Source organism: Herpetosiphon sp. NSE202, from assembly GCF_042688385.1.
GTDB lineage: Bacteria > Chloroflexota > Chloroflexia > Chloroflexales > Herpetosiphonaceae > Herpetosiphon.
In genome coordinates, this window is sequence record NZ_JBHUPY010000005.1 from 96,298 (window position 1) to 116,581 (window position 20,284).

Annotated in this window: 18 protein-coding genes; 10 read left to right on the forward strand and 8 right to left on the reverse strand. The window is 51.7% G+C overall.

All coding sequences use genetic code 11. The features are described from left to right. Positions 1-145: 145 nt before the first annotated feature. Entirely contained in the window at positions 146-2,671 is a 2,526-nt protein-coding gene (locus tag ACFMKP_RS06525; RefSeq protein ID WP_382290161.1) for a glycosyltransferase, read from the reverse strand. Positions 2,672-2,774: 103 nt separating this feature from the next. On the opposite strand from ACFMKP_RS06525, the gene ACFMKP_RS06530 reads away from it, so the two are divergent. From ACFMKP_RS06530 to ACFMKP_RS06540, 3 genes are all read left to right on the forward strand, one after another. Next, positions 2,775-3,443 (forward strand): HAD family hydrolase, encoded by a 669-nt coding sequence (locus ACFMKP_RS06530; protein ID WP_382290163.1) that lies wholly within the window; start codon positions 2,775-2,777, stop codon positions 3,441-3,443. Further along, the gene (locus tag ACFMKP_RS06535; RefSeq protein WP_382290165.1) at positions 3,443-4,096 is read left to right on the forward strand and encodes a thiamine diphosphokinase; all 654 of its coding nucleotides are present in this window, start codon (positions 3,443-3,445) and stop codon (positions 4,094-4,096) included. The genes ACFMKP_RS06530 and ACFMKP_RS06535 overlap by 1 nt, the downstream gene beginning before the upstream one ends. 136 nt (positions 4,097-4,232) lie before the next feature. After that, complete coding sequence (locus ACFMKP_RS06540) at positions 4,233-5,471, forward strand: glycosyltransferase (RefSeq protein ID WP_382290167.1); 1,239 nt, start codon at positions 4,233-4,235, stop codon at positions 5,469-5,471. A gap of 56 nt (positions 5,472-5,527) precedes the next feature. Here ACFMKP_RS06540 and ACFMKP_RS06545 read toward each other — a convergent pair whose 3' ends face one another. The 5 genes from ACFMKP_RS06545 to ACFMKP_RS06565 form a co-directional block, all read right to left on the reverse strand. Beyond that, complete coding sequence (locus ACFMKP_RS06545) at positions 5,528-7,900, reverse strand: alpha/beta hydrolase family protein (protein WP_382290169.1); 2,373 nt, start codon at positions 7,898-7,900, stop codon at positions 5,528-5,530. 166 nt (positions 7,901-8,066) lie between these two features. Continuing rightward, complete coding sequence (locus tag ACFMKP_RS06550) at positions 8,067-9,350, reverse strand: ABC transporter permease (RefSeq protein ID WP_382290171.1); 1,284 nt, start codon at positions 9,348-9,350, stop codon at positions 8,067-8,069. Further along, a complete protein-coding gene (locus ACFMKP_RS06555) occupies positions 9,340-10,578 on the reverse strand; it encodes an ABC transporter permease (protein WP_382290173.1) in 1,239 nt (412 codons plus the stop codon). Before ACFMKP_RS06555 ends, ACFMKP_RS06550 begins: the two co-directional genes overlap by 11 nt. Further along, on the reverse strand, positions 10,575-11,477 hold the full coding sequence (locus ACFMKP_RS06560) for an ABC transporter ATP-binding protein (protein ID WP_204754445.1): 903 nt from the start codon (positions 11,475-11,477) through the stop codon (positions 10,575-10,577). Before ACFMKP_RS06560 ends, ACFMKP_RS06555 begins: the two co-directional genes overlap by 4 nt. Positions 11,478-11,649: 172 nt before the next feature. After that, positions 11,650-13,068 (reverse strand): DNA/RNA non-specific endonuclease, encoded by a 1,419-nt coding sequence (locus tag ACFMKP_RS06565; protein WP_382290175.1) that lies wholly within the window; start codon positions 13,066-13,068, stop codon positions 11,650-11,652. Between the two features lie 415 nt (positions 13,069-13,483). Here ACFMKP_RS06565 and rplU point away from each other — a divergent pair, with 415 nt between their 5' ends. The 7 genes from rplU to ACFMKP_RS06600 all read left to right on the forward strand — a co-directional run bounded on the left by rplU (position 13,484) and on the right by ACFMKP_RS06600 (position 19,165). Continuing rightward, on the forward strand, positions 13,484-13,801 hold the full coding sequence (gene rplU / locus ACFMKP_RS06570; protein ID WP_054535362.1) for a 50S ribosomal protein L21: 318 nt from the start codon (positions 13,484-13,486) through the stop codon (positions 13,799-13,801). A 41-nt stretch (positions 13,802-13,842) separates the two neighbouring features. Beyond that, positions 13,843-14,109 carry a 50S ribosomal protein L27 gene (gene rpmA / locus ACFMKP_RS06575; protein ID WP_012190209.1) on the forward strand — a complete coding sequence of 89 codons (267 nt, stop codon included), beginning with the start codon at positions 13,843-13,845 and terminating at the stop codon, positions 14,107-14,109. Positions 14,110-14,132: 23 nt separating this feature from the next. Next, positions 14,133-14,450 carry a 50S ribosomal protein L31 gene (gene rpmE, locus ACFMKP_RS06580; protein ID WP_054535363.1) on the forward strand — a complete coding sequence of 106 codons (318 nt, stop codon included), beginning with the start codon at positions 14,133-14,135 and terminating at the stop codon, positions 14,448-14,450. A 111-nt stretch (positions 14,451-14,561) separates the two neighbouring features. Further along, positions 14,562-15,170 (forward strand): thymidine kinase, encoded by a 609-nt coding sequence (locus ACFMKP_RS06585; protein WP_204754447.1) that lies wholly within the window; start codon positions 14,562-14,564, stop codon positions 15,168-15,170. A gap of 2 nt (positions 15,171-15,172) precedes the next feature. Further along, positions 15,173-15,781, forward strand: a complete 609-nt coding sequence (locus ACFMKP_RS06590; protein WP_382290179.1) for a phosphatase PAP2 family protein — start codon at positions 15,173-15,175, stop codon at positions 15,779-15,781. A 232-nt stretch (positions 15,782-16,013) separates the two neighbouring features. Next, positions 16,014-18,068, forward strand: coding sequence for a VanW family protein (locus ACFMKP_RS06595; RefSeq protein ID WP_382290183.1), 2,055 nt, complete (start codon positions 16,014-16,016; stop codon positions 18,066-18,068). Beyond that, entirely contained in the window at positions 18,068-19,165 is a 1,098-nt protein-coding gene (locus ACFMKP_RS06600; protein ID WP_382290185.1) for a M14 family metallopeptidase, read from the forward strand. The genes ACFMKP_RS06595 and ACFMKP_RS06600 overlap by 1 nt, the downstream gene beginning before the upstream one ends. Here ACFMKP_RS06600 and ACFMKP_RS06605 read toward each other — a convergent pair. Continuing rightward, on the reverse strand, positions 19,142-19,516 hold the full coding sequence (locus tag ACFMKP_RS06605; protein ID WP_382290187.1) for a diacylglycerol kinase family protein: 375 nt from the start codon (positions 19,514-19,516) through the stop codon (positions 19,142-19,144). The two genes, ACFMKP_RS06600 and ACFMKP_RS06605, sit on opposite strands and share 24 nt — an antisense overlap. 241 nt (positions 19,517-19,757) lie before the next feature. Beyond that, a complete protein-coding gene (gene ybeY / locus ACFMKP_RS06610; protein WP_382290189.1) occupies positions 19,758-20,282 on the reverse strand; it encodes an rRNA maturation RNase YbeY in 525 nt (174 codons plus the stop codon). Positions 20,283-20,284: the final 2 nt, after the last annotated feature.

A 20,284-nucleotide genomic window follows, 5' to 3' on the forward strand; every position in this document is an offset into this window, starting at 1 on the left:
TATGAAAGTCAGAAGTCAAAAGGCAAAAATCAAAATGGGGATCAGGGGTCGGGGGCTGGGGATCGGGTGCTCGGCTTAGACACATAGCCCAAAGCCCATAGCCTCATCTTCGTGCTCTTCGTGTCCTTCGTGGTTAAAGGTTCTCCTAACCCTTACGCAAACGATTGAGCCAACGCAAGAGGCGCATCACTTTACCATTTTCCATGCCTTTGATATGCTGTTCGAGGTGGACGATGTGCTCGTTTTTCTCAGCCACCACCCGATCAAGCTCATCCATGCGATAGCGCATGCTAGTATGGCCCGCTTGTTTGCTTTGAGCCTTGACATTGCGCCGTTTGTCGGCGGCATACTGCGGCTGGCGGCAAAACGCAACCAACGGCGCACAGGCTTGCTCCCAAGTATAGGCTTGTTGCACATGGGCAAATTGCGCTTGGCGTTGCTCCCGATTCGAACGGGTATCCGCCGCGTGGGCCAAAGCCGCAACCCAGCCTTGCACATCCTCAATTGCCACGACTTGGCCAAGTTGCTCGTGCTGCACCACGTCGGCCAAGCTATCGCCTGCAGAGACAATCATCGGCAAACTGGCCCAGAGATAATCGAGCAAGCGCGTGCGAAAGGCAAAGCGGGTTTCTGTATGGTTATGATGAGCGCTGACCCCCAGATCAGCTTCGAGCAAATAGTTGACCCGTTGCTCGTATTCAACCCAAGTTTGGTTGAAAAAAACGGTTTTGGCGTATAAACCAAGCGCTTTGGCGAGATCAACGGCCTCAGTATAGCGCTGCATCACGCCAACGTCTTGGCTATTTGGGTGCTGGCCGCCCATAAAGACCAATTTCAACTGCGGGTGGCTGTGCTGCAATTCGGCCATGGCCCGAATAATTGTCAAGGGATCAAGCCATTCCCAGATGCCGCCACCCCACAAGGCAATCACATCGTCGTGATGAATGCCCTCAATCACGCCGCGCATCACCGGCTGGGTTGCTTGCGGTGGCTCGCTTGGCAAGCCAAACGGCACCAGATCGATCAATTTGCGCAAGGTTGGGTCATTGCGATAATGTTCGGGAGTTAGGCGTTTGCTCACGGTCAACGCACCCAGCCACAAATCGCGCTGGCGCTCGCTGGCACAGATAAAGAAATCGCCTAGCGCTAATTGCTCGCTGATGGCTTCAACGCTGGCATCATTGACCGCAATTGCCCGCTCAAGGCTCATGCCACGGCGTTCGGCCAACTCAAGCGCCTCGAAATGGAAGGGATCATAGAGATCAACCACCAAAATACGTTCTGCATTCAGCAATTGGGGATATTTTTGCAAACTATAGCCTTGTACGATAATTACTTCTGCATTCAGCGCCAACTCGCCCAAACTTGCGCCATCGTTGCTGGGGAAGGCGATGGTTTGCACATTGGGAATCGTCACATCAGCCCGATCGGGCGCGGCGAGCACAACTTTGCAATGCTGGCTCAGTTGTTTGGCAATTTGGACGCTGCGAATTGCTGGCCCGGCCAAGGCTGCTTGTAATGGATCGATGCTGACGATCAGCACATTGGTGGTTGGGTGAGGCATAAGTTCTCGCAATTTAAAACTTTCGACCATGGTTTGTTGTTGCATATGCAATTGAATATCAATATCGATCAAGCCAAATGGTTGTTCAAATAATTTAAAAAGTTCAGCATCGCTGCGTTGGCGCAATTGCTGAATGCGTTGGCGTTCAGCCCATAGCCCATCCCAGCCATCGAGCACATCGCCCAAAGCTGCGATATAACTCAACATAATCTTGGGAACGTGCATGGTGCTCGTTTGATCGCCTTGGTTGCGCAGGCGCAAATCAAATTCTTTGCGATCAAAACCGCCAGCGCCATCAAGCAAACTACGCTGAATAATTAGCAACAGTGCTGCTGGCAAAATGCGCCACAATTGCTCGTCTGCATAATGTTTGATGATTGTGCGCAGTGCATTGCGTTCAAGCAAGCTGCGAATTTGATGCCCGCCCATGGTGTTGGCGGTGGCATGTTGGCGATGATAAACCACTGCTGCTGGCGTAAAACGTACTTGATAGCCGAGCAACCAAGCCCGCCAGCCAAAATCGACATCTTCGAAATAGGCAAAATAGCTTTCATCGAAGCCGCCAATTGCCAAAAATGTTGCCCGATCAGCCAGCATCGCCCCGCCACAGGCAAAAAGTTGCGGGCCAGCGTGGCCCAAAACGCTCGCGGCTGGCATGCGGGTAAAGGGTTGGTTGCCATGGCCAAAAATATTTAATGCTGCTTGGATAAAATCAATCTGCTGGCCTTCCCAATCGAGCATTTTTGCGCCAATCGCAATCACTTTTTCAGCGCGATGGGCTTCGATTTCAGCAACTAAGCATTCGATCCAAGTGGGATCAGCTTTGGCATCGTTGTTGATCAAAGCCACATATTGGGCTTGGCTTAAACGCACCGCTTGATTAACTGCTGGCGCAAAACCCAAATTCTCACGATTTTCGATGAGCTGGACGCTGGGGAATTGTTGGCGAATTAAGTCGCAAGAGCCATCGTGCGAGGCATTATCGACCACAATAATCTCGAGTGCATTGCTTGGGTAGCGTTGGGCAAGCAAGGAGTTTAAACAAGCAACGAGGTGTTTTTTACCATTAAAATTGATCACGATAATTGAAACGCTTGGCCGATCCATGCACAACCCTTCGGAATTAAAGGCCACAATCAGCCAGCATCGTACCACAAAACGCCAATCTGCATACAATAGCTGCAAGATTATTTTATGCGACGGAGCGTTTATGCCACGACCTGTTTTTATCGACCTCTACTTTACCTTGATCGAGCCAGACCCTGCCTACAACTGGGCAACCTTGGCGGCTCCAATCTTGGGTATCGAAGATCACGCTTTTCATACTGCCGCTGGCCGCTCGTATCAAGCGCGCATGGTCGGCACCTATCGCCAGGCCGAGGAGATTGTAGACCAAACTCTGAGCTATTTGGGCATTACGGTTACGCCTGAGGTGCATGCGACCCTCACCAAACAGCGCTTGGAGTTTTTCAGCACGTTGCGGGTCTATCCCGACACCATTCCGACCCTGCAAGCCTTGCGCGATCGCGGCCACCAAATTGCCTTGGTCACCAATTGTTCGGCTGAAACGATTCCGATGATGGAGCCGCTGGGCTTGCTCAATTTATTTGATGCAATTGCCTACTCGTGCGATGTGCGTTCGGCCAAACCTGAGCCTGGCATTTACCAACACGCGATCGATGCGCTTGGGGTTGATCCGCGCGAGGTGGTGTATGTTGGCGATGGCGATACCCAAGAACATGCTGGCGCAGCAAAATTTGGCATGACCACGGTGCTGTTGCAGCGGCCTGGGGCCAAAGTGCGGGCGGTGCAAACCGATTATGTGATTAGCTCGCTGACTGAATTATTGGATTTAGCGCCACTGAGCCAAGGAGCCTAATGCTAGCCGTTATTCTGGCCGATGCGCCGCAAGCAGATATTCGTTCAGCATTGCCCTTGTTGAGCAGCACCGATTTGTTGATTGCTGCTGATGGCGGGGCGCGTCATGCGCTTAATCACGGGGTTACGCCACATGTGATTATTGGCGATTTGGATTCGATTCAGCCTGCCATGTTGGAGATTATGCAAGCCCGCAAGGTCGAAATTTTGCGCTTTCCTGCCGCCAAAAACGAGACCGATCTCGAATTGGCCTTGTTGTTGGCAGTAGAACGGGGCGCAGATCAAATTCGCATTTTGGCGGCGCTTGGTGGCCGCCCTGATATGCACATGGCCAATCAATTGTTGCTGACCCATCCATCCTTGATTGGGCGTGATGTGGCGTTGCTTGATGGCGCTTGGGAAGTGCGTTTGATTCGCCAGCACTTGGAATTTCAAGGCAAAGCTGGCTTGCGGGTTTCATTATTGCCGTTGGGCGATGTTGGGGGCGTGCGCACTGAGGGCTTGCGCTATCCCTTGCGCGATGAAGACCTGCCAATTGGCCCTGCGCGTGGCGTAAGCAACGAATTTGCCGCGCCGAACGCGCAGGTGAGCATTCGCTCGGGGCTGTTGTTGGCGATGATCGAGCGCGAATTGCAAGCGGGCTATTTGGCATAGTCAGATTGCTCGTCCTTGTTTGGCACTAGGAGTATAGCACGCCATGCAAGCCCTGCGGATCGGGCGCGGGCAAGATGTATTTGGGGTGGCGCTAGCCTAAACTTGGCCCATATTTGAACCTTGATAAGGAGCGGATATGCGGCTATTACTTTCCTCAATTGGATCACGCGGCGATGTTCAGCCACTGCTAGCGCTGGCACTCGAATTACGCAGCCTTGGACATACGCCCGTGATCTGTGTTGCACCCAATTTTCAACCATTTGTTGATTCATTCGGCCTTGAATTTGTGCCAATTGGACCTGATTTAGAAGCCTGGACGCGGATGGCTCCTGCTCAATCAAGCGCAGCGAAGCCAACGCCTGAGCAATTGCAGCAACTGGCCAGCCACACCGTAGCTGAGCAATTTCGGGTTATGTCCGAGGCCGCTCATGGCTGTGATCTGATGCTAGTTGGTGGCATGCTCCAAACCGCTGGACGCTCAATTGCTGAGCTGTTGCGCATTCCCTATGTGTATACGGCCTATTGCCCAGCGAGCCTACCATCGTCGGATTATCCTCCGGCAACAATGGGCATGCGTCATCAACAAGTTGCCTCAGCGGAAGCAAATCTGCAACTTTGGCTGGCTGATGCCCACATGTTTGATCAGATGTTTAGGTCGGCGATCAACCAACAACGTGCTTTGCTTGGGCTACCTGCAATCACAAATGTTGCCCGTTACATTACCACCGACCATCCGTGGCTTGCCGCTGACAAGGTTTTAGGTCCAGCGGGCAAGACGAATGATCTGAGCGTGTGGCAAACCGGAGGGTGGCTGGTGCAAGATTCGAATCAATTGCCAGTTGAGCTTGAGCGTTTTCTGGCTACTGGTGAGCCACCGCTGTGCTTTGGTTTTGGCAGTATGCGCACTGATTCAGCAACTGGCCACAGCCTAATTCAAGCAGCACGCATGGTTGGGCGAAGGATTATTTTGCTGCGTGGTTGGGGGAATTTTGCGCCAATTGATGAAGCAGATGTGCTGAGTGTGGGCGAAGTTAATCACAGCCAATTGTTTCCACGAGTAGCTCTGATTGGCCATCATGGCGGAGCAGGAACAACCATGGCCGCAGCTTTAGCAGGCAAACCCCAAGTGCTTGTACCGCATGTCTATGATCAATTCTATTGGTCGCATCGTATGCAAACGTTAGGTGTGGGGGTAGAGATTCCTAGTGTGGCAGAGCTGACACTTGATCGAGTTATTGACTCCTTAGAAGCGGCGCTTGCGCCTGATGTTGTCTCGCGTGCTGCTGCCTTAGCGCCAACACTTACCTTGAATGGTGCTGAGTTGGCTGCTCAACGCCTTGACCAATTGCTGCAAGCAAGCAAGGATACCGCTTAGGCTTAAACAAAAAACAAGCAGAGCCGTTATGGCTCCGCTTGTTGCATTCAACCAAATTACTGAGCAGCAATCCAGTTTTTGCTGAGTTGGAAGCTTGGGGCAACCGTGGTGGTTTCTTCAAACACGATCACATTCGTGGTTTCAGGTACCGTCATGGTTGCTGCATCGGCAACGACTGGCTCGCCAGCAACGCTTGGGTCGCCGCTCAAATATTGGCGGAACCACAAGATTTGCTCTTGAGCAGCACGGAATTGATTGGCTGGGTCGCTCAGGCCGTGGCCTTCGAGTTCATAGGTTACCAACTTGACGCGATGCTTTTGAATTTCGATTTGATCATGGAAATCGACTGCATACTTGACTGGCAAGAAGTCGTATTCGCCATGGAACAACATGGTTGGGGTGCGCACGCGATCAGCGCGACTCAATGGCGAGTCTGCGTTGTATTCTGCGGGCTTATCCATTGGCGTGCCACCTTCGAGGTAGGCAATTAATGGCCCCAAGCCAAAGTGGAATTCATTGGCAGTGTTCAACAAGGTACATTGTGGGTTGGCAGCAGCGTAGCGAGTTGGGTGGCGGGTGATACTTTGGGCGCTGAAATAGCCGCCGTATGAACAACCGGTAACCCCAATTTTGCTTTGTGAAGTCCAACCACGTGCGATTGCTTGGCCAACAATTTCGGCACCTTCGTCGATGTCGATTTTGCCAAAGTTGTCGTTATCAGCCAAGGCGTTCAAGAATTCTGGCCCAAAGCCCAAGCGGCCTGGAAGTGGCACATACAACACAGCGATGCCAAAGTTTGGCAACAAGTTGTAAGGGTTTTCCGTGTTGGCTGCAAAGAATTGGGTCATGGTAGCGCGTGGGCCACCTTCTTGCCAGAACACAATTGGCACATTTTTTGGTGGGAACTCAGCGCCACCTGGTTGGATCAAGAAGCCGTTGCGTTGTGCGCCACTGCTGACGGTAAACGAAACGCTATCAACCCGTACATTGCTGATCTTTTCCAGCTCGCCGTTGCCCCAGGTCAAGCGGCTCAAGGCTTGGCCGTTCCAGTTCATACGATAAATATCGGCTGGCTGGCTGAACGACATATAGCTGAAGATCAATTGTTGGGTCAGGTTAGTGCTGATCGCGCCGAAGTAGGTGCCATCCATGGTTGAGATCTTGCGGAACTCACCTGAACCTTGGTTGAAGTAGTACAAGGCTTGGTTGGTGCCAGTGACGGTGTTGAACAAGACTTCATCTGGTGACAGGAACTTGATTGCTGAAGCGTCAGGCGTTTGCAATTCTGGCGTGTACAATTCACGCAGTAAGCTACCATCAACGCTGCGGAATTCATAGCTTGCCATATCTGGGAAGATATAGGTTGGGTTTGGGCGACCAGCGATTTGAGCTGGGCGTTCCAAGCGCACGATGTAGCGTTGGCCGTCGGTGCTCCATTCAATGTCGCGTACAACCCGACCATCGCCATCGACTGCCCGCCAAGCTTCAGGCTTGAAGTTGCCAGTCGTCAGATCGAAGGTGTCGAGCACATTTTGGGTGAAGAGTGGGTTATCCTTGGGTGACAGACCGCCAAGTGCATCTTGGGTCATAATATCAACCAAGCGTTTTTCGCCAAAGCCTTCGCCCAAGATCACGCTATCGCGAATCAAGGCCAGCTTGCTACCATCTTTTGCCCAAGCATAATCGTAGAGCAAGGTGTGGTCGGGCACACTGTACAATGGGGTCAATGCGCCAGTGTTCAGGTCGTAGATTGCCAAATCAATGGTTTCTTCGCTCATCCGGCCACGGGAGTCGGTGTGGGCGTAGTAGGCAACCCGATCTTTTGGCTTGACCCGTTCCATGGTTGTTTTTGGCGCTTCGACGCTGAACGGTAATTTGACCGAATCAGGTGCTTGGCGCATGGCTTCGAGTTCACTTTGATCGAAGGTCACAACCAACAAGCTTGAGCCGTTTGGCGCAATTGACAATGGAATGTAAGGCAAATTAACGGGATACAGGCTAATTGCACCAGTGTTGCGGTCGATTGACAGCATCATGCTGCCCGTGAATGGGTCAAACAAGACTTGACCAATATGGTCGTTGTCGAGCCAAACCATTTCAGTTGCAGAAAATGGAAAGAAATCGCTATCTTCTGGCAGTTGCAATGGTTGAACTGGCACGATTGAGCCATCAACAACATTCAACAACGCTGAGCCAGTATCGCTGTAGCGATAGTTGCCAATCAATACGGTGGTGTCATCAGGACTGATCGTGCTGCTAACGCCGGGGTAGGTGTTGTCTTGCAGTTGCGCAACTTTCAACAACTCCTCGTCGTCAAGCAAAAATTCTGGTTCTTCGGCGTAGGGGACATTGACAATTTCTGCTGCTGCAGGCATTGTTGTGAACAAAACTGCCAGCAAAGCCAGTATTAAGCCGATGCGTTTTCGCATAACGCTAGGTTCCTCCTAGAGCAAAGCTCTTCCACACAAAACCCAACAACCGAACAAGTTCCAACTCAGGAGTCTACTGTAGCAGATTTGCTGCTAAAAAACGAGAGCAATTTTGCCAAAATGCTGGCGGATTATTTAACGCCGCCAGCATTTTGAATGTTGCAGCCTATTCTGGTTGACGTAAGGCTTGCCACATTGCGCCAAATGAGGCTTTGCTACCACGCAGCAAGGTGCTGGCGCGGAACATACGCGCTGTGACAAATTGCAAGCCAATCACGGTCACGATCATTAATCCAACCGACAGCCCAACTTGCCAGAGTGGCACGCTGGTCAACACGCTGCGAATCGTCAAGACGACCGGTGCGGTCAATGGGAACAGACTCAGACCTGTGGTCAAGCCACCATTTGGTTGCTCGATAATCACGCTGATGAACATCAACGGGATAATAATTGGCAAGCCAACAATGACCGTCAGTTGCGAGCTTTCGCGCATCGTGTTGGCCACTGCCCCAATGCCCGCCATCAGCGACGCATACATGGCATAGCCAAGCACAAAACTTATCAACGCCAGCAACCATGCGCCCAGCGAAATTTCGACATTGGCCATCATACTGCCCAAGGCTGCACCTTGACCCGTAATCAACGCACCCATTGCAATCCAGATTGCAACTTGAACCAAGCCCAAGAGGCCGAGGCCAAGAATTTTGCCTTGCAACAAACTGCGAGGACGCAACGACGAAAGCATAACCTCGATGACCCGATTTTCTTTTTCTTCAATCAGCGATTGCAACAGCAAGTTGGCCGATGAGAAGATCGAAATATAGAGCAATAAGGCCAGGCCCATACCTAAGAGAAAGGCCGATTGCATGCGTTCGCCTTCGTTCGTCGCCTTGTTGATTGGCCCATCAGGCCCCTCAACTTTGAGCTGGGTGGTTGGCTGCTGGAGCAAAAAGGCATAACTGCTACCGTTATCGGGATACAAACTGGTGCTTAGCAATAATTCGACCAACGATGATTGGAGCGAATCGCCAAAAGGATTAACTTGGTTGCTATAGCGTTGCACCTTGCCAGTGGCCAAATAATCGCTTGGAATCACATACAAGGCGGGAATGTCGCTTTTTTCCATCGCTGCCAAGCCTTGCGCCACATCGGGGTATTGGATATACAGCGAAGCAGTTTGGGGATCGAAGCTGCTTGGAATGCCTTTAACTACGCCACTTTCGTCAACAAAGCCAATTTTAAGCTCGCCCGAAAGAATATCTTCGTTGATTTTGGCTGGGTCGCCCAAGCCTGGCACCGCAAAACCACTACGATTATTGTTGTTGGATTGGCTAAAAAAGCCAACCACCGCAATTAGCAGCGGCATGCCGAAAACAGCGAGCCAAAAGGTTGGTTTACGAATGTGTTTAATAAATTCATTTTGGGCGACACTGAGCATTTTATTCGCCATGTTGACCTCCAAGGCTCAATGCGCGGCGAATTTCGGTCCATGTAAGCCGTTTGCCATAGCGCAACATCCCAACCCGCACAATTCGGGCTGCAAGCCAAATCATTAATAAAGCCATGCCAATCAATAACAGCACCGATAGCCCAATTTGCCATGCTGGCACGCTCACCAACGCAACCCGCTGCATCATAACAATGGGCGCTGTGAAGGGGAACAGGCTCAGGAACAGGGCTAATGGGCCATTCGGGTTTTCAATAATCATGTTGATAAACCAGACTGGCGAAATCATCAAGATCGAGATAATGCCCGAGAATTGCTGTCCTTCTTGGACTGCTGAAACGCTTGCGCCAATTGCGCCGAGTGCTCCCGCAACCATCAGATAGGCTGGCACAAACATCACTACGCCAATCAACAAGACGTTGGTTGGCAAGGTCAAATTGGCCATACCTTCGATGTTGGCGCGGGCAATCGTAAAGGCAAGCAGCGCTGTGCCCACCCAGATGCTAATTTGGGTTAAGCCAACTAAGCCAAGGCCGACAATTTTGCCAACCATTAGCTCAAATGGCCGCAACGAGGTCGCCAAAATTTCCATTACCCGGGATTCTTTTTCTTCAACCAAGGCGGTCATCAAGTAGGCACTTGAGCTAAACACAGCGATAAAGAAGAAAATGCCAAACATATAGGGCGCGAAAAAGAGCAAAACCCCTTGGCCTTCGCTGGTTTCAACATCGCTATTTGGCTTGCGATTGTAGACCTGATCAATTGGCTCAAGCGCTCGTTGATCATTCAACGATGGTTGATTGGCAATCAAGGCTTTTTGCATGTAATCGGTGAAGCGGCCACGGGCATCGCTGCTCAAATTGCCTTCGTTGGCAACGCCACGCAAGGCTCCAGTTTGCAGATAATCGCTTGGAATAACCACATAGCCATCAATTTCTTGCTTGCTAAGCGCCGTTTTGGCTAAATCTTCGCTATCAAAGCGAATAACCGCCACATCTTTGCGCAAGGTATCGGTGATCGTGACTGTAGCAGGTAGTTTTTGGGTGATGCCTGCTTGGTCAACCACGCCAAGGCTATTGCTCTGATCGCCGAAGGCAATAAAGGCAAAGATTGCCGCGAAGATTGCCACAAGCAAGAGCGGCGTGCCAAAGGTTGCAATCAAAAAACCTTTGCGTTTGGCATGAACTGCATATTCATGAGCGGCGATTGTCCACCATTTTGCCTTGCTCATTGGCCACGCTCCCCATTGACGACGCGCACGAAAATATCGTCAAGCGACGGAATTGCCACTTCAAAACGATCGATCGTGGTGTCGCCACGGCTTGCCAAGGCTTGGAAAACGCTTTGGGGGCTGGTGCCAGCTTGCAGGTTGAGCTGCACTTGGCCATTTTCGGTTTGGACGCTCTCGATGCCAGGCAAATTATCGAACGAGCCATTGCCTTCAACCCAAACTGCGTTAGGAGCGAAGCGGCGGCGTACATCGCGCAAGGTTCCGTTCAAGACAATTTCGCCGCGATTGAACATCACGATCCGGTCGCACATTTCTTCGATCAGGTGCATTTGGTGGGTACACATCAGCACCGCGCGACCTTCACGGCGAATATCAAACAAGAGATCTTTGACCATACGCGTGTTGACCGGATCGAGTGCTTCAAAGGGTTCGTCGATAATTACGATGTCTGGCTCGTGCAAAATCGTCGTGCCAAATTGCACTTTTTGCTGCATCCCTTTGCTCAATTCGCTGACTTTTTTCTGGGCAACATGGCCGAGTTCGACCCGTTCGAGATAGGCACTGGCTCGTTTGCGAGCCTCGTTGCGCTCGATACCCTTGAGAGTTGCCAAATAGACCATACAATCGATAACTTTGAGGTTGCGATAGAGGCCGCGTTCCTCGGGCAAATAGCCAATGCGATTTTTCTTGGATTCATCCATTGGGCCGCCGAGGACTTCAATCGAGCCACTATCGGGGCGCAAAATATCGAGAATCATGCGGATCGTGGTGGTTTTACCGGCCCCATTGGGGCCAAGTACACCAAACAATTCGCCAGGTTCAACATTAAAGCTGACTCCGCGAACTGCCTGCGTTCCCGCAAAAGACTTTTTAACATCAACAACATTTAACATTGCCATTCAATCGTTTCCTCCTGTAGGCTAGGAGCCTACCCACCGCCTAAGAATACCATGGCTCATTAATTATTAAACAGGTATTCGAGGGCGAATCGTTCTCGTCCTTAAGGACGAACATGCCACTGGATAGTACTCCAGTGGCATGTTATTGGTTTCAGAAAAATTGTCTAAAGCGTTATTGACAGCTCACGCTGTGGCTGCCCAATCCGCTGAATGTATCGCTGCTGTAGGCATCCCACGCGCTGCTTGGGCTAAAGCTATCGATGCGATTGGTGTCGCCTGAGGCGATGTTGGCTTTGCGGCGCAAGCTGCGGTCGCTGGTCAACCCACCCCAACCACTGCTGCCCGGGTCGTTGCCAACTTGGCCGAAGCTATCAACAACTGTGCCGTTGTAGGTTAATACCAAGGCATCGTTGCCATTGAAGTTGGCCACGCCATTAGTAATGTTGGCCAGATTCAAGAGGCTGCTCGAAGCAGAGGCATTGGCAATCACATAGGTTGCGCCATTGGCCAGCGAGCCACTTAAATTAACGCTGCTGGTGGCGTTGGTTGCGCCATTCGCATACAGCTGGATGCTATAGCCGCTCAAGCTGACGCTGGCTCCAGTGTTGTTGTAAAGTTCTAAGGCTTTGTTGCTGCCGCTACCCTCGACATATTCCGAGAAGAACAAGCGCGTTGAGCTACAGCCAGTGCTTGGTGGCGGCGTTGCGGTGCGTACTGGAGTCGCGGTTGGGTTGGGAGCCGAGGTTGGGTTTGGCACTGAGGTTGGCACTGGGGTGGTCGAGCCATCAATCCGCGCTTCGATTATACTTTGGATGCTAGTTGAAACATTCGAGAGAAAGTTATAGCCAGTCAAGCTTTCGAGCGCATCGACCGTGGTCAGATAATCGCGCCAATCGTTATTGCGAATGCCTTGCACATTTGGCATGTTGATTGCAATAACCCGCGTATTATTGCTGATGCGGCTCAGATCATTGCTGCCTTGACTCAGCACCACAATGATTTTCCAGGTTGAGTTGGGGATGCGCACTTTGCCATTGGCGATTGTGCCGCGTGAGCCAGCACCGCCAGTGATCATGTACAACTCGTTGCCTGCGCTAACCAACTCGCGGGCATAGGTTTCGAGGTCGACCCATGGGCCTTGGTTGTTGTCGGGAGCTTGGGGAATGATGTTGGTCATAAAGAATGTTGGTTGGTTGTCGCTGGAGCTTGAGGTGCGGTCGCCAGAGGGAGTCATGTGGCCGCGATCGTAGCCGCTGCCGCTATAGTCTCCGGTTGCCACCCGATACCAACCGCTGGGTAAACTGCTGTCTGGTTGGAAATCGCTGCGTGAGGCGCTGCCAATATCGCTGCTATCGAGGTGCCAACTGACCCAATTGGCGATCCCATTATCACGATGATACGAAAGTGCGTATTGGTTACGTTGAATCAAATAATTGGTAGGATAGCTGCTGCTGGCGACCGCCCCGCTAGGATTGCCCAAAACCAAGTTATCGCTACTGACGGTTTTGGCTTCCAATGGGTGAACCATGCTGGCCCCAGCAAAAATAATGACGAACAACGCGAGCAGGGTAATCAGCCGATGATCCTTCATTTAAGTTCCTTTCAGAATGGAATTGCTGATCTGGAGGGTTGTTATGCTTTGCTCTGAGCGTAGGTACTATAGAATACCATACTTAATAATTTATTAAAGCATGGTCAAAAGCTAGTTATATTTGGCAAAGCCGACAACGACTATTGGGCTAGCTCGCAGAGGTGAGTAGGCGTGCTCCCCCTCGCCCGCGTTTTCGTGGGCGAGGGGGTTTGGGGGGTGAGGGAATGCTCAAATCGAGCGTGATTTGCGCTAGCCAAGCGGCCTAAAAATTCAAATCGCTGTGGTTGACAGCATCAAAGCTCTCTGTTATAATTCGTCGCCGTATTGTAAAGAAAAAATATCATTAAAAGAGGGCGGGCAGATGCCCCTCTCTTTTTTATCGGCGGCGGACCAAACCGCCAGAAGGAGCGGCATCGTGTACGCCATTATTCGAGACCGTGGCCAACAGTATCGCGTTGAGCCAGGCCAAACATTACAAATTGCCTTGACCGACGCTGAAGATGGAAGCACTATCGAATTTAATGAAGTCTTGATGGTTGGTGGAGCTGACACCTTTGTTGGCGCACCCTTGATCAGTGGCGCAGTTGTGAAAGCAACCGTTGGCGAAGTTGTGAAGGGCGAAAAGATCGTCGTGTTCCGCTACAAAGCAAAAGCACGCTATCGCCGCCGTACCGGCCATCGCCAAAAATACACTGAAATCACCATCAACGATATTGTAGTTCCCAACAAGTAATCTGACCGCGCGGTTGGCCCGCGTCTGAAAGGAGCCTGCAAATGGCACATAAAAAAGGTGTAGGTAGCTCGCGAAACGGGCGCGACAGCAAGCCGCAAATGCGTGGTATCAAGCGCTTCGGTGGTGAGTTGGTTCAGCCTGGTTCAATCATCGTTCGCCAATGTGGCACCAAAGTGCGCCCTGGCGCAAATGTTGGCCTTGGCCGCGATTACACCATCTACTCGATGATTGATGGTCATGTCAAATTCGAAGATTACAGCCGCACCCAAAAAATGGTGAGCGTTGTACCTGCTGAAGCTGAAGCCTAAAGCATCACCATCGAGGAGTTATCATGAAGAAGAACATTCACCCAAAATATTATCCAAATGCCAAAATTGTGGTGAACGGCGAAGAAGTCTTGATCACTGGCTCAACCAAGCCTGAATTGCGCTTGGACGTTTGGTCAGGCAACCACCCGTTCTACACCGGCGAACAACGCATCTTGGATACCGCTGGTCAAGTTGATCGCTTTATGAAGCGCTTGCAATCAAGCCAAGAAAAGCAATCAGATGCCCAACGCCGCCGCGAAGCTCGCGCTCAACAAGCCCCCAAGAAGCGCAGCCTCTACGATGAAGTCTACGGCGAAGAACCAACTTCAACCGAAGAATAAGGTTTGATCGTTGTTCTGAACTACAAACAGCCACGCGATACCACTAGGCTTCGCGTGGCTCTTTTGTTGCCTTGCGGCCTACACTTCCTCTTGATGCGATAAGGAGTTCTCATGCAACGTGGTGGGATTGAAGTTGTCTGCGGCAGTATGTTTAGCGGCAAAACCGAGGAACTGATTCGCCGCGTCAAGCGCGCGCAAATCGCCCGGCAAAAAATCCAAGTGTTTAAGCCAGCCATCGATACTCGCTATTCCGATGAAGAAGTTGCTTCACATAATGGAGTACGCGTGCTGGCAACTCCCGTGCAAACTGCTGCCGATATTGCGGCGGCGATTGTGCTTGAAACAACTGTCGTGGCGATCGATGAGGTTCAGTTTTTTGATCCTGCGGTGATCGATTTATGCGATATTTTAGCCCAACGCGGCATTCGGGTCATTGTCGCTGGCTTAGATCAAGATTTTCGCGGTGAGCCATTTGGCCCATTGCCAACCTTGCTCGCCAAAGCCGAAGAAGTGACCAAGCTGCAAGCAATTTGTGTGATTTGTGGTCAGGCTGCTTCGCGCACGCAACGCTTGATCAACGGCATGCCTGCCTCGTATGATGACCCAATTATTTTGGTTGGGGCGCAAGAAGCCTATGAAGCACGCTGTCGCCGTTGCCATGAAGTGCCACGCACCATCCGCAACGGCAATCACTACAGCGAATCGGCTGTGAATAGCTAAATATGCTAGGCTTGCAGCAACAATCGCCGATGGCCTCGCCAAGCCCCGATCTGGCGCTTGCCTTGATCTCGTTTGGCGGTTACTTTGCTGCAAGCCACGTTCCCGATCAGCCAGCCTATATTGTGCCCGAAACCGCGCTTGATCGGCTGATTCCACTTATCCCCGCCAGTGTCTTCCCCTATCTTTCGCTCTACCCCTTTTTAGGCTTGAATGCTGCTTATTTTTGGCCTCAGCCCGTCCAAGCCCGCCGAGTTTTTTGGGCAATTAGCCTGCTCAATGGTCTTGGCTCAATGCTGTTTTGCAGTGTGCGCACCAGCGTGCCCCGCCCAGAACCAGCAACCAACCGCCTGCTTGCTTGGCTTTGGCGCGTTGATCCACCGTACAATGCCTTGCCAAGTTTGCACACGGCATATGCGGTGGTGTTGGCGGAGGCCCATTGGCGTTTGCGTTCGCGCTGGCGTTGGCTCGTAGCGGCTTGGGCCTTGGCAATTATCATCAGCACCCTCACTACCAAACAACATCGGCTCTGGGATGTACTTGCTGGTATGCTGCTTGCTCGCATGGTTGCAAAGCGTTTATTTGCCGATTTTTCAGCGAAACATCAGCTTTAAACGGAACGACATAATACCTGAGCAATGGTATAATAGCCACAATGTTTAACTAGGAGAGTCCTCGGTGAATAATCAGCAGCTTAAACAAATTTACCGAATTGTGTCCATCATTCTGGTGGTGGTTTTGGTATTTTCGTTAATTGCCAGTATTTTCATCAACATCTAAGCACATTAGGCTTGGTTTGTTAATTTATAAAACTATTGTGCTGTTTGGTCGCTAGGAGTGTTTGGCATGGCAGATGAATTTTATCAAAAATATGGCCCCATGGAGCGTCGCCGTCAAAATGGCGATGTCGAGCAGTACGAAGCAACTGCCCCATTGGCCGACGATCTCCCCGTTCGATCGGCTGCGCCACCACAACGTAAACGCAGCCGTCTGCGAACATTTATCTGGGGCGCTGGCATTACGTTGGGCTTGTTTGGCTTGCTATTTGGCGTAGGGCTGTGGTATCTCAACCGCACCTTTGAAGGCCGCATTTATCCAAATGTGGCAATTCAAGGTATCGATATGAGCCAAAAAACGCCTGATGAAGCCAAAGCCTTGCTCAACGAGCGCTACGCCGATTTGCTCAAGCGGCCTTTAGCACTCAGTTTCAATGGTCAAACCTGGGAGCCTTCAGCGCAAGCTGCAGGCATCAGCCTCTCGGTTGAGCAATCGGTCGATGAGGCCTATAAGCTTGGGCGTGGTGGTAATATCATCAATACCTTGCAAGCAGTTTCAGGTATTTGGCAAAATGGCTATGATATTCCGTTGCAAGTGACGATCGATCAAGGCCAATTGGGCGATTATCTGAGCACTGCAACCAACGATTTGATTGCTGCGCCAGTCAATGCTAACTTGATTGTGGCTGGTAATAACGCCACCATGACTCCTGCCCGCGAAGGACGTTTGATCTTGATTGATGAAACTGCACAGGATATTTTGACTCAGTTGCAAACGCTCTCGCCAGCTGAAGTGGTGTTGCGCACCGAAATGGTTGTGCCAACCGTGCTTGATGATGGAGTTGCTGAAGCCAAACAAACGATTGATGCTGTCTTGCAATCACCGTTGACGTTGGTTGCAGGCGAGTTGCAATGGGAATTGAGCGTTGATGATTTGCGGGCTTTGATTCGGCTCGACACCCACACCGACGCGAATGGCAAAACCAAAATGGTGGCCTCGTTGAACGAGCAAATGATTCGCCAACGGGTCGCAAGCTTCGCCGACGAAATTGGCCGTGGCTCAGTCAATCCGCGCGTGGCGTGGGATGGCGGTGCCCTAACAATTACTCGCGAAGGCCGCACTGGCTTGCGCCTCGATGAAGAAGCCTCAGCGCTGCGGATTATCGAGCAAGCTACGATTGGCGAAACCCGAACCATCGAATTGGTGATTAAAGAAGTGCAGCCCGATGTAACCGCCGAAAACCTGCATAGCTTGGGGATTGTCGAAACGGTTGGGGTTGGCCAAAGCTCCTACAAAGGCTCGGCTTCATATCGGGTTACCAATATCAAAGCTGGCTCGTACTTGCTTGATGGTATCTTGATCAAGCCTGGCGAGGAATTCTCGTTCAACAATGCGGTTGGCTCAATCGACGAATCAAATGGCTTCGTCAAGGGCTATGCAATTGTTGGCAATCGCACCCAAGAAGAATGGGGCGGTGGGATTTGCCAAGATTCAACGACCTTGTTCCGCGCTGCGTTCCACGCTGGTTTGCCCATTACCGAGCGCCATACTCACTCCTTCCGCATTTCGTGGTATGAAGTGTACGAATCGTTTGGCATGGATGCGGCAATCTTCACTGGGGCATTGGACTTCCGCTTTGTCAATGATACTGGCAATTGGTTGTTGCTCAACACCTATGTCAACGATTCAACTGCTACCGTTACCTACGCCTTGTATGGCACGGCTCCTGATCGCGAAGTTGTGCTTGATGGCCCCTATGTGACCAAAGAATATCCTAAGCCAACTGAGCCAACCTTTATCGCTGATGCCAAAGAGCCAGTCGGTGTCTTCAATCAGACCGATACCGCTCGCGATGGCATGGATATTACGGTTTATCGCATTATCCGCCAAAATGGCCAAGTGGTTTTGCGCGAGCCATTCTACACCCACTTCAAGCCATGGCCCGACATCTTTGTGCACAATCCGGCAACGCCATTGCCACCAAAAGGTTGTCGTCCAACCGACCCGTGTGCGAAGCCGGCCACACCAACGCCAGAGCCAGCACCGCCGCAACAGCCGGAGCCAACGCCTGAGCCACAACCAGAGCCAACACCTGAACTTGTGGTCCCAACGCCAAATCCCTAATGAAAAAATATCTGCTGATGTTAAGTATGGTCGCTGGATTGCTCTGCATTCCGGCGACCACGCTTGTCGCCCAAACTCCAACCAACCAAGCAACGCCAAGCCCTAGCACTGTGCCAATTGTCGATTTGACCTTTGGCACATCGCTGCAAGGTCGGGCAATTACTGGCACGCGCTTTGGCAATGGCCCGCGCAAGCTGTTTCTGGTGTCGAATACCCACGGCGGCCCCGAAGCCAACACCTATCAATTGGCAATGGCGTTGCTTGAGCATTTTCGCCAACGCCCCAACGAAGTGCCAGCCGATGTGAGCTTGTATATCATTCCTACGGTCAATCCCGATGGCTTGGCAATTGGCACGCGCTTCAATAGCCGCAGCGTTGATCTCAACCGCAACATGGATACTAACTTCGATGCCTGCCCTGAAAACGACTGGAATCAAACGGTCGAGGGCGCGTATGGCATCGTTTCGGATACTGGCGGAGCCTTTGTCGAATCGGAGTTAGAGAGCCAGTTGGTGCGCGATTTGGTGCTTGATGCTTCGGCAGTGGTTTGGATTCATAGTGATGGCGGCGATGTGTTTCCAGCTTTTTGCGAACACGCGCCGTCGATTGCTTTGGCCCAAGTCTATGCTGAAGCCAGCGGCTATCGCTACGACCGCTATTGGGGCAATTATATGATTACTGGCGGGATGCACGATTGGGCGGGGGCGCTGGGCATTGCCTCGATCACGCCAGAATTATCAACTGGCGAATTGCCCGATTTTGAGCAAAACTTGCGGGCTGTGCAAGCAGTGATGGCTCGCTCCGAAGAATTATTGCCCTTGGTGACGACGACGGTTGAGGCAACCACGGGAATCACGATGCCAACGCTCTTGTGGCGCTACTGGCGTGCTCATGGCGGCCCTGATGTTTTTGGCCTGCCAATTTCGCCAGTGGTTGACTACGAGGGTCGGCCAACGGTCTTTTTTGCTGAGCAACACTTGAGCCTTGTGCCCGATGGTGCTGATCGCATGCAGCCGGTGGCGCGGGGCGAGGCTGGCCAAACGCTCTGGCAAGAGTATCTGCTTGATCAACGTTCAACTAGCTATCAAGTGCGCTAGGCGCGGCCAAACGATGATTGCGGCAATCAGCAAGGCTCCGATTGCCGCAATTAATACCGCGCCAGCCGCTACATCCTTGGCGCGGCCTGCGAGCGGATGATAGCTTGGCGAAACCAAATCGACCACACTCTCAATCGCTGTGTTTACTGCTTCAAGCGCTAAAACAACCACGCTAATTAATATCACTGCCAGCCATTCATTGGCACTGATCTCTAGCAGCCAGCCTGTGATTGCCACAACGCCCACCGCCAAACAATGAACTTGAGCGTTGCGCTGGCTGCGAATTAAGATCCAAATGCCACAAAAGGCATAGCCAAAGCCGCAGATAAATTTCCAAATCGCCTGAAACATCCACAAATTCTCATCAAGAGCATAGAACATAGAGCATAGATGTACTGATACATCAGATTAACCACCGCCTGATCCCCTCACCCCAACCCCTCTCCCACGGAGCGGGCGAGGGGCTTTAAGCTGCGGTTTTTACGCCATTTGTCGGTGAACAATGGCGGCTCCCCCTCGCCCGCGTCTAGTGGGAGAGGGGGCTGGGGTGAGGGAACATGGTTGCTAGTCCCTGACCCCTGATCCCTAGCCCCTAAACATACGGCTCTGCTTCGCGGGTAATGCCAAGCGCTTGCAGGGCTTTTTCCTCGCGTTGGCGCATATCTTCGCGCTCCTCGTCGGTTTCGTGGTCGTAACCGAGAAGATGCAAGCTGCCATGGGCTACCAAATAGCATAATTCGCGGCGGCTCGAATGGGCATACTCTTGGGCTTGGGCCAGCACTCGCTCATACGAAATTGCCAAATCGCCAAGATAGGCAGCTTCATCAGCCTCAGGATCGTCAAATTCATCATCGTCGTACACGCCATCGGGCACGATAAAATCAGCATCATCGTCTTCGTACTCGCCAAACGAGAGCACATCGGTTGGACGATCAATGCCACGATATTGGCGATTGAGTTCCTGTAATTCTTGATCGTTAGTGATCCGAATGCCAATTTCCCATGTGCCAGTTTGGCCTTCATCACGTAACACTTGGGCTACGACCTGCTCCAGCAAACTGGTATCAAGCACCAAATCGGCAGGCACAACTTCAATATGGGCTGTTAGTTCTAACATAC

Bases quoted from the DNA above. Each gene is read 5' to 3' on its own strand.
- ACFMKP_RS06525 (WP_382290161.1), bottom strand. From the start codon at position 2,671: ATGGATCGGCCAAGCGTTTCAATTATCGTGATCAATTTTAATGGTAAA.
- ACFMKP_RS06530 (WP_382290163.1), top strand. From the start codon at position 2,775: ATGCCACGACCTGTTTTTATCGACCTCTACTTTACCTTGATCGAGCCA.
- ACFMKP_RS06535 (WP_382290165.1), top strand. From the start codon at position 3,443: ATGCTAGCCGTTATTCTGGCCGATGCGCCGCAAGCAGATATTCGTTCA.
- ACFMKP_RS06540 (WP_382290167.1), top strand. From the start codon at position 4,233: ATGCGGCTATTACTTTCCTCAATTGGATCACGCGGCGATGTTCAGCCA.
- ACFMKP_RS06545 (WP_382290169.1), bottom strand. From the start codon at position 7,900: ATGCGAAAACGCATCGGCTTAATACTGGCTTTGCTGGCAGTTTTGTTC.
- ACFMKP_RS06550 (WP_382290171.1), bottom strand. From the start codon at position 9,350: ATGGCGAATAAAATGCTCAGTGTCGCCCAAAATGAATTTATTAAACAC.
- ACFMKP_RS06555 (WP_382290173.1), bottom strand. From the start codon at position 10,578: ATGAGCAAGGCAAAATGGTGGACAATCGCCGCTCATGAATATGCAGTT.
- ACFMKP_RS06560 (WP_204754445.1), bottom strand. From the start codon at position 11,477: ATGGCAATGTTAAATGTTGTTGATGTTAAAAAGTCTTTTGCGGGAACG.
- ACFMKP_RS06565 (WP_382290175.1), bottom strand. From the start codon at position 13,068: ATGAAGGATCATCGGCTGATTACCCTGCTCGCGTTGTTCGTCATTATT.
- rpmA (WP_012190209.1), top strand. From the start codon at position 13,843: ATGGCACATAAAAAAGGTGTAGGTAGCTCGCGAAACGGGCGCGACAGC.
- rpmE (WP_054535363.1), top strand. From the start codon at position 14,133: ATGAAGAAGAACATTCACCCAAAATATTATCCAAATGCCAAAATTGTG.
- ACFMKP_RS06585 (WP_204754447.1), top strand. From the start codon at position 14,562: ATGCAACGTGGTGGGATTGAAGTTGTCTGCGGCAGTATGTTTAGCGGC.
- ACFMKP_RS06590 (WP_382290179.1), top strand. From the start codon at position 15,173: ATGCTAGGCTTGCAGCAACAATCGCCGATGGCCTCGCCAAGCCCCGAT.
- ACFMKP_RS06595 (WP_382290183.1), top strand. From the start codon at position 16,014: ATGGCAGATGAATTTTATCAAAAATATGGCCCCATGGAGCGTCGCCGT.
- ACFMKP_RS06600 (WP_382290185.1), top strand. From the start codon at position 18,068: ATGAAAAAATATCTGCTGATGTTAAGTATGGTCGCTGGATTGCTCTGC.
- ACFMKP_RS06605 (WP_382290187.1), bottom strand. From the start codon at position 19,516: ATGTTTCAGGCGATTTGGAAATTTATCTGCGGCTTTGGCTATGCCTTT.
- ybeY (WP_382290189.1), bottom strand. From the start codon at position 20,282: ATGTTAGAACTAACAGCCCATATTGAAGTTGTGCCTGCCGATTTGGTG.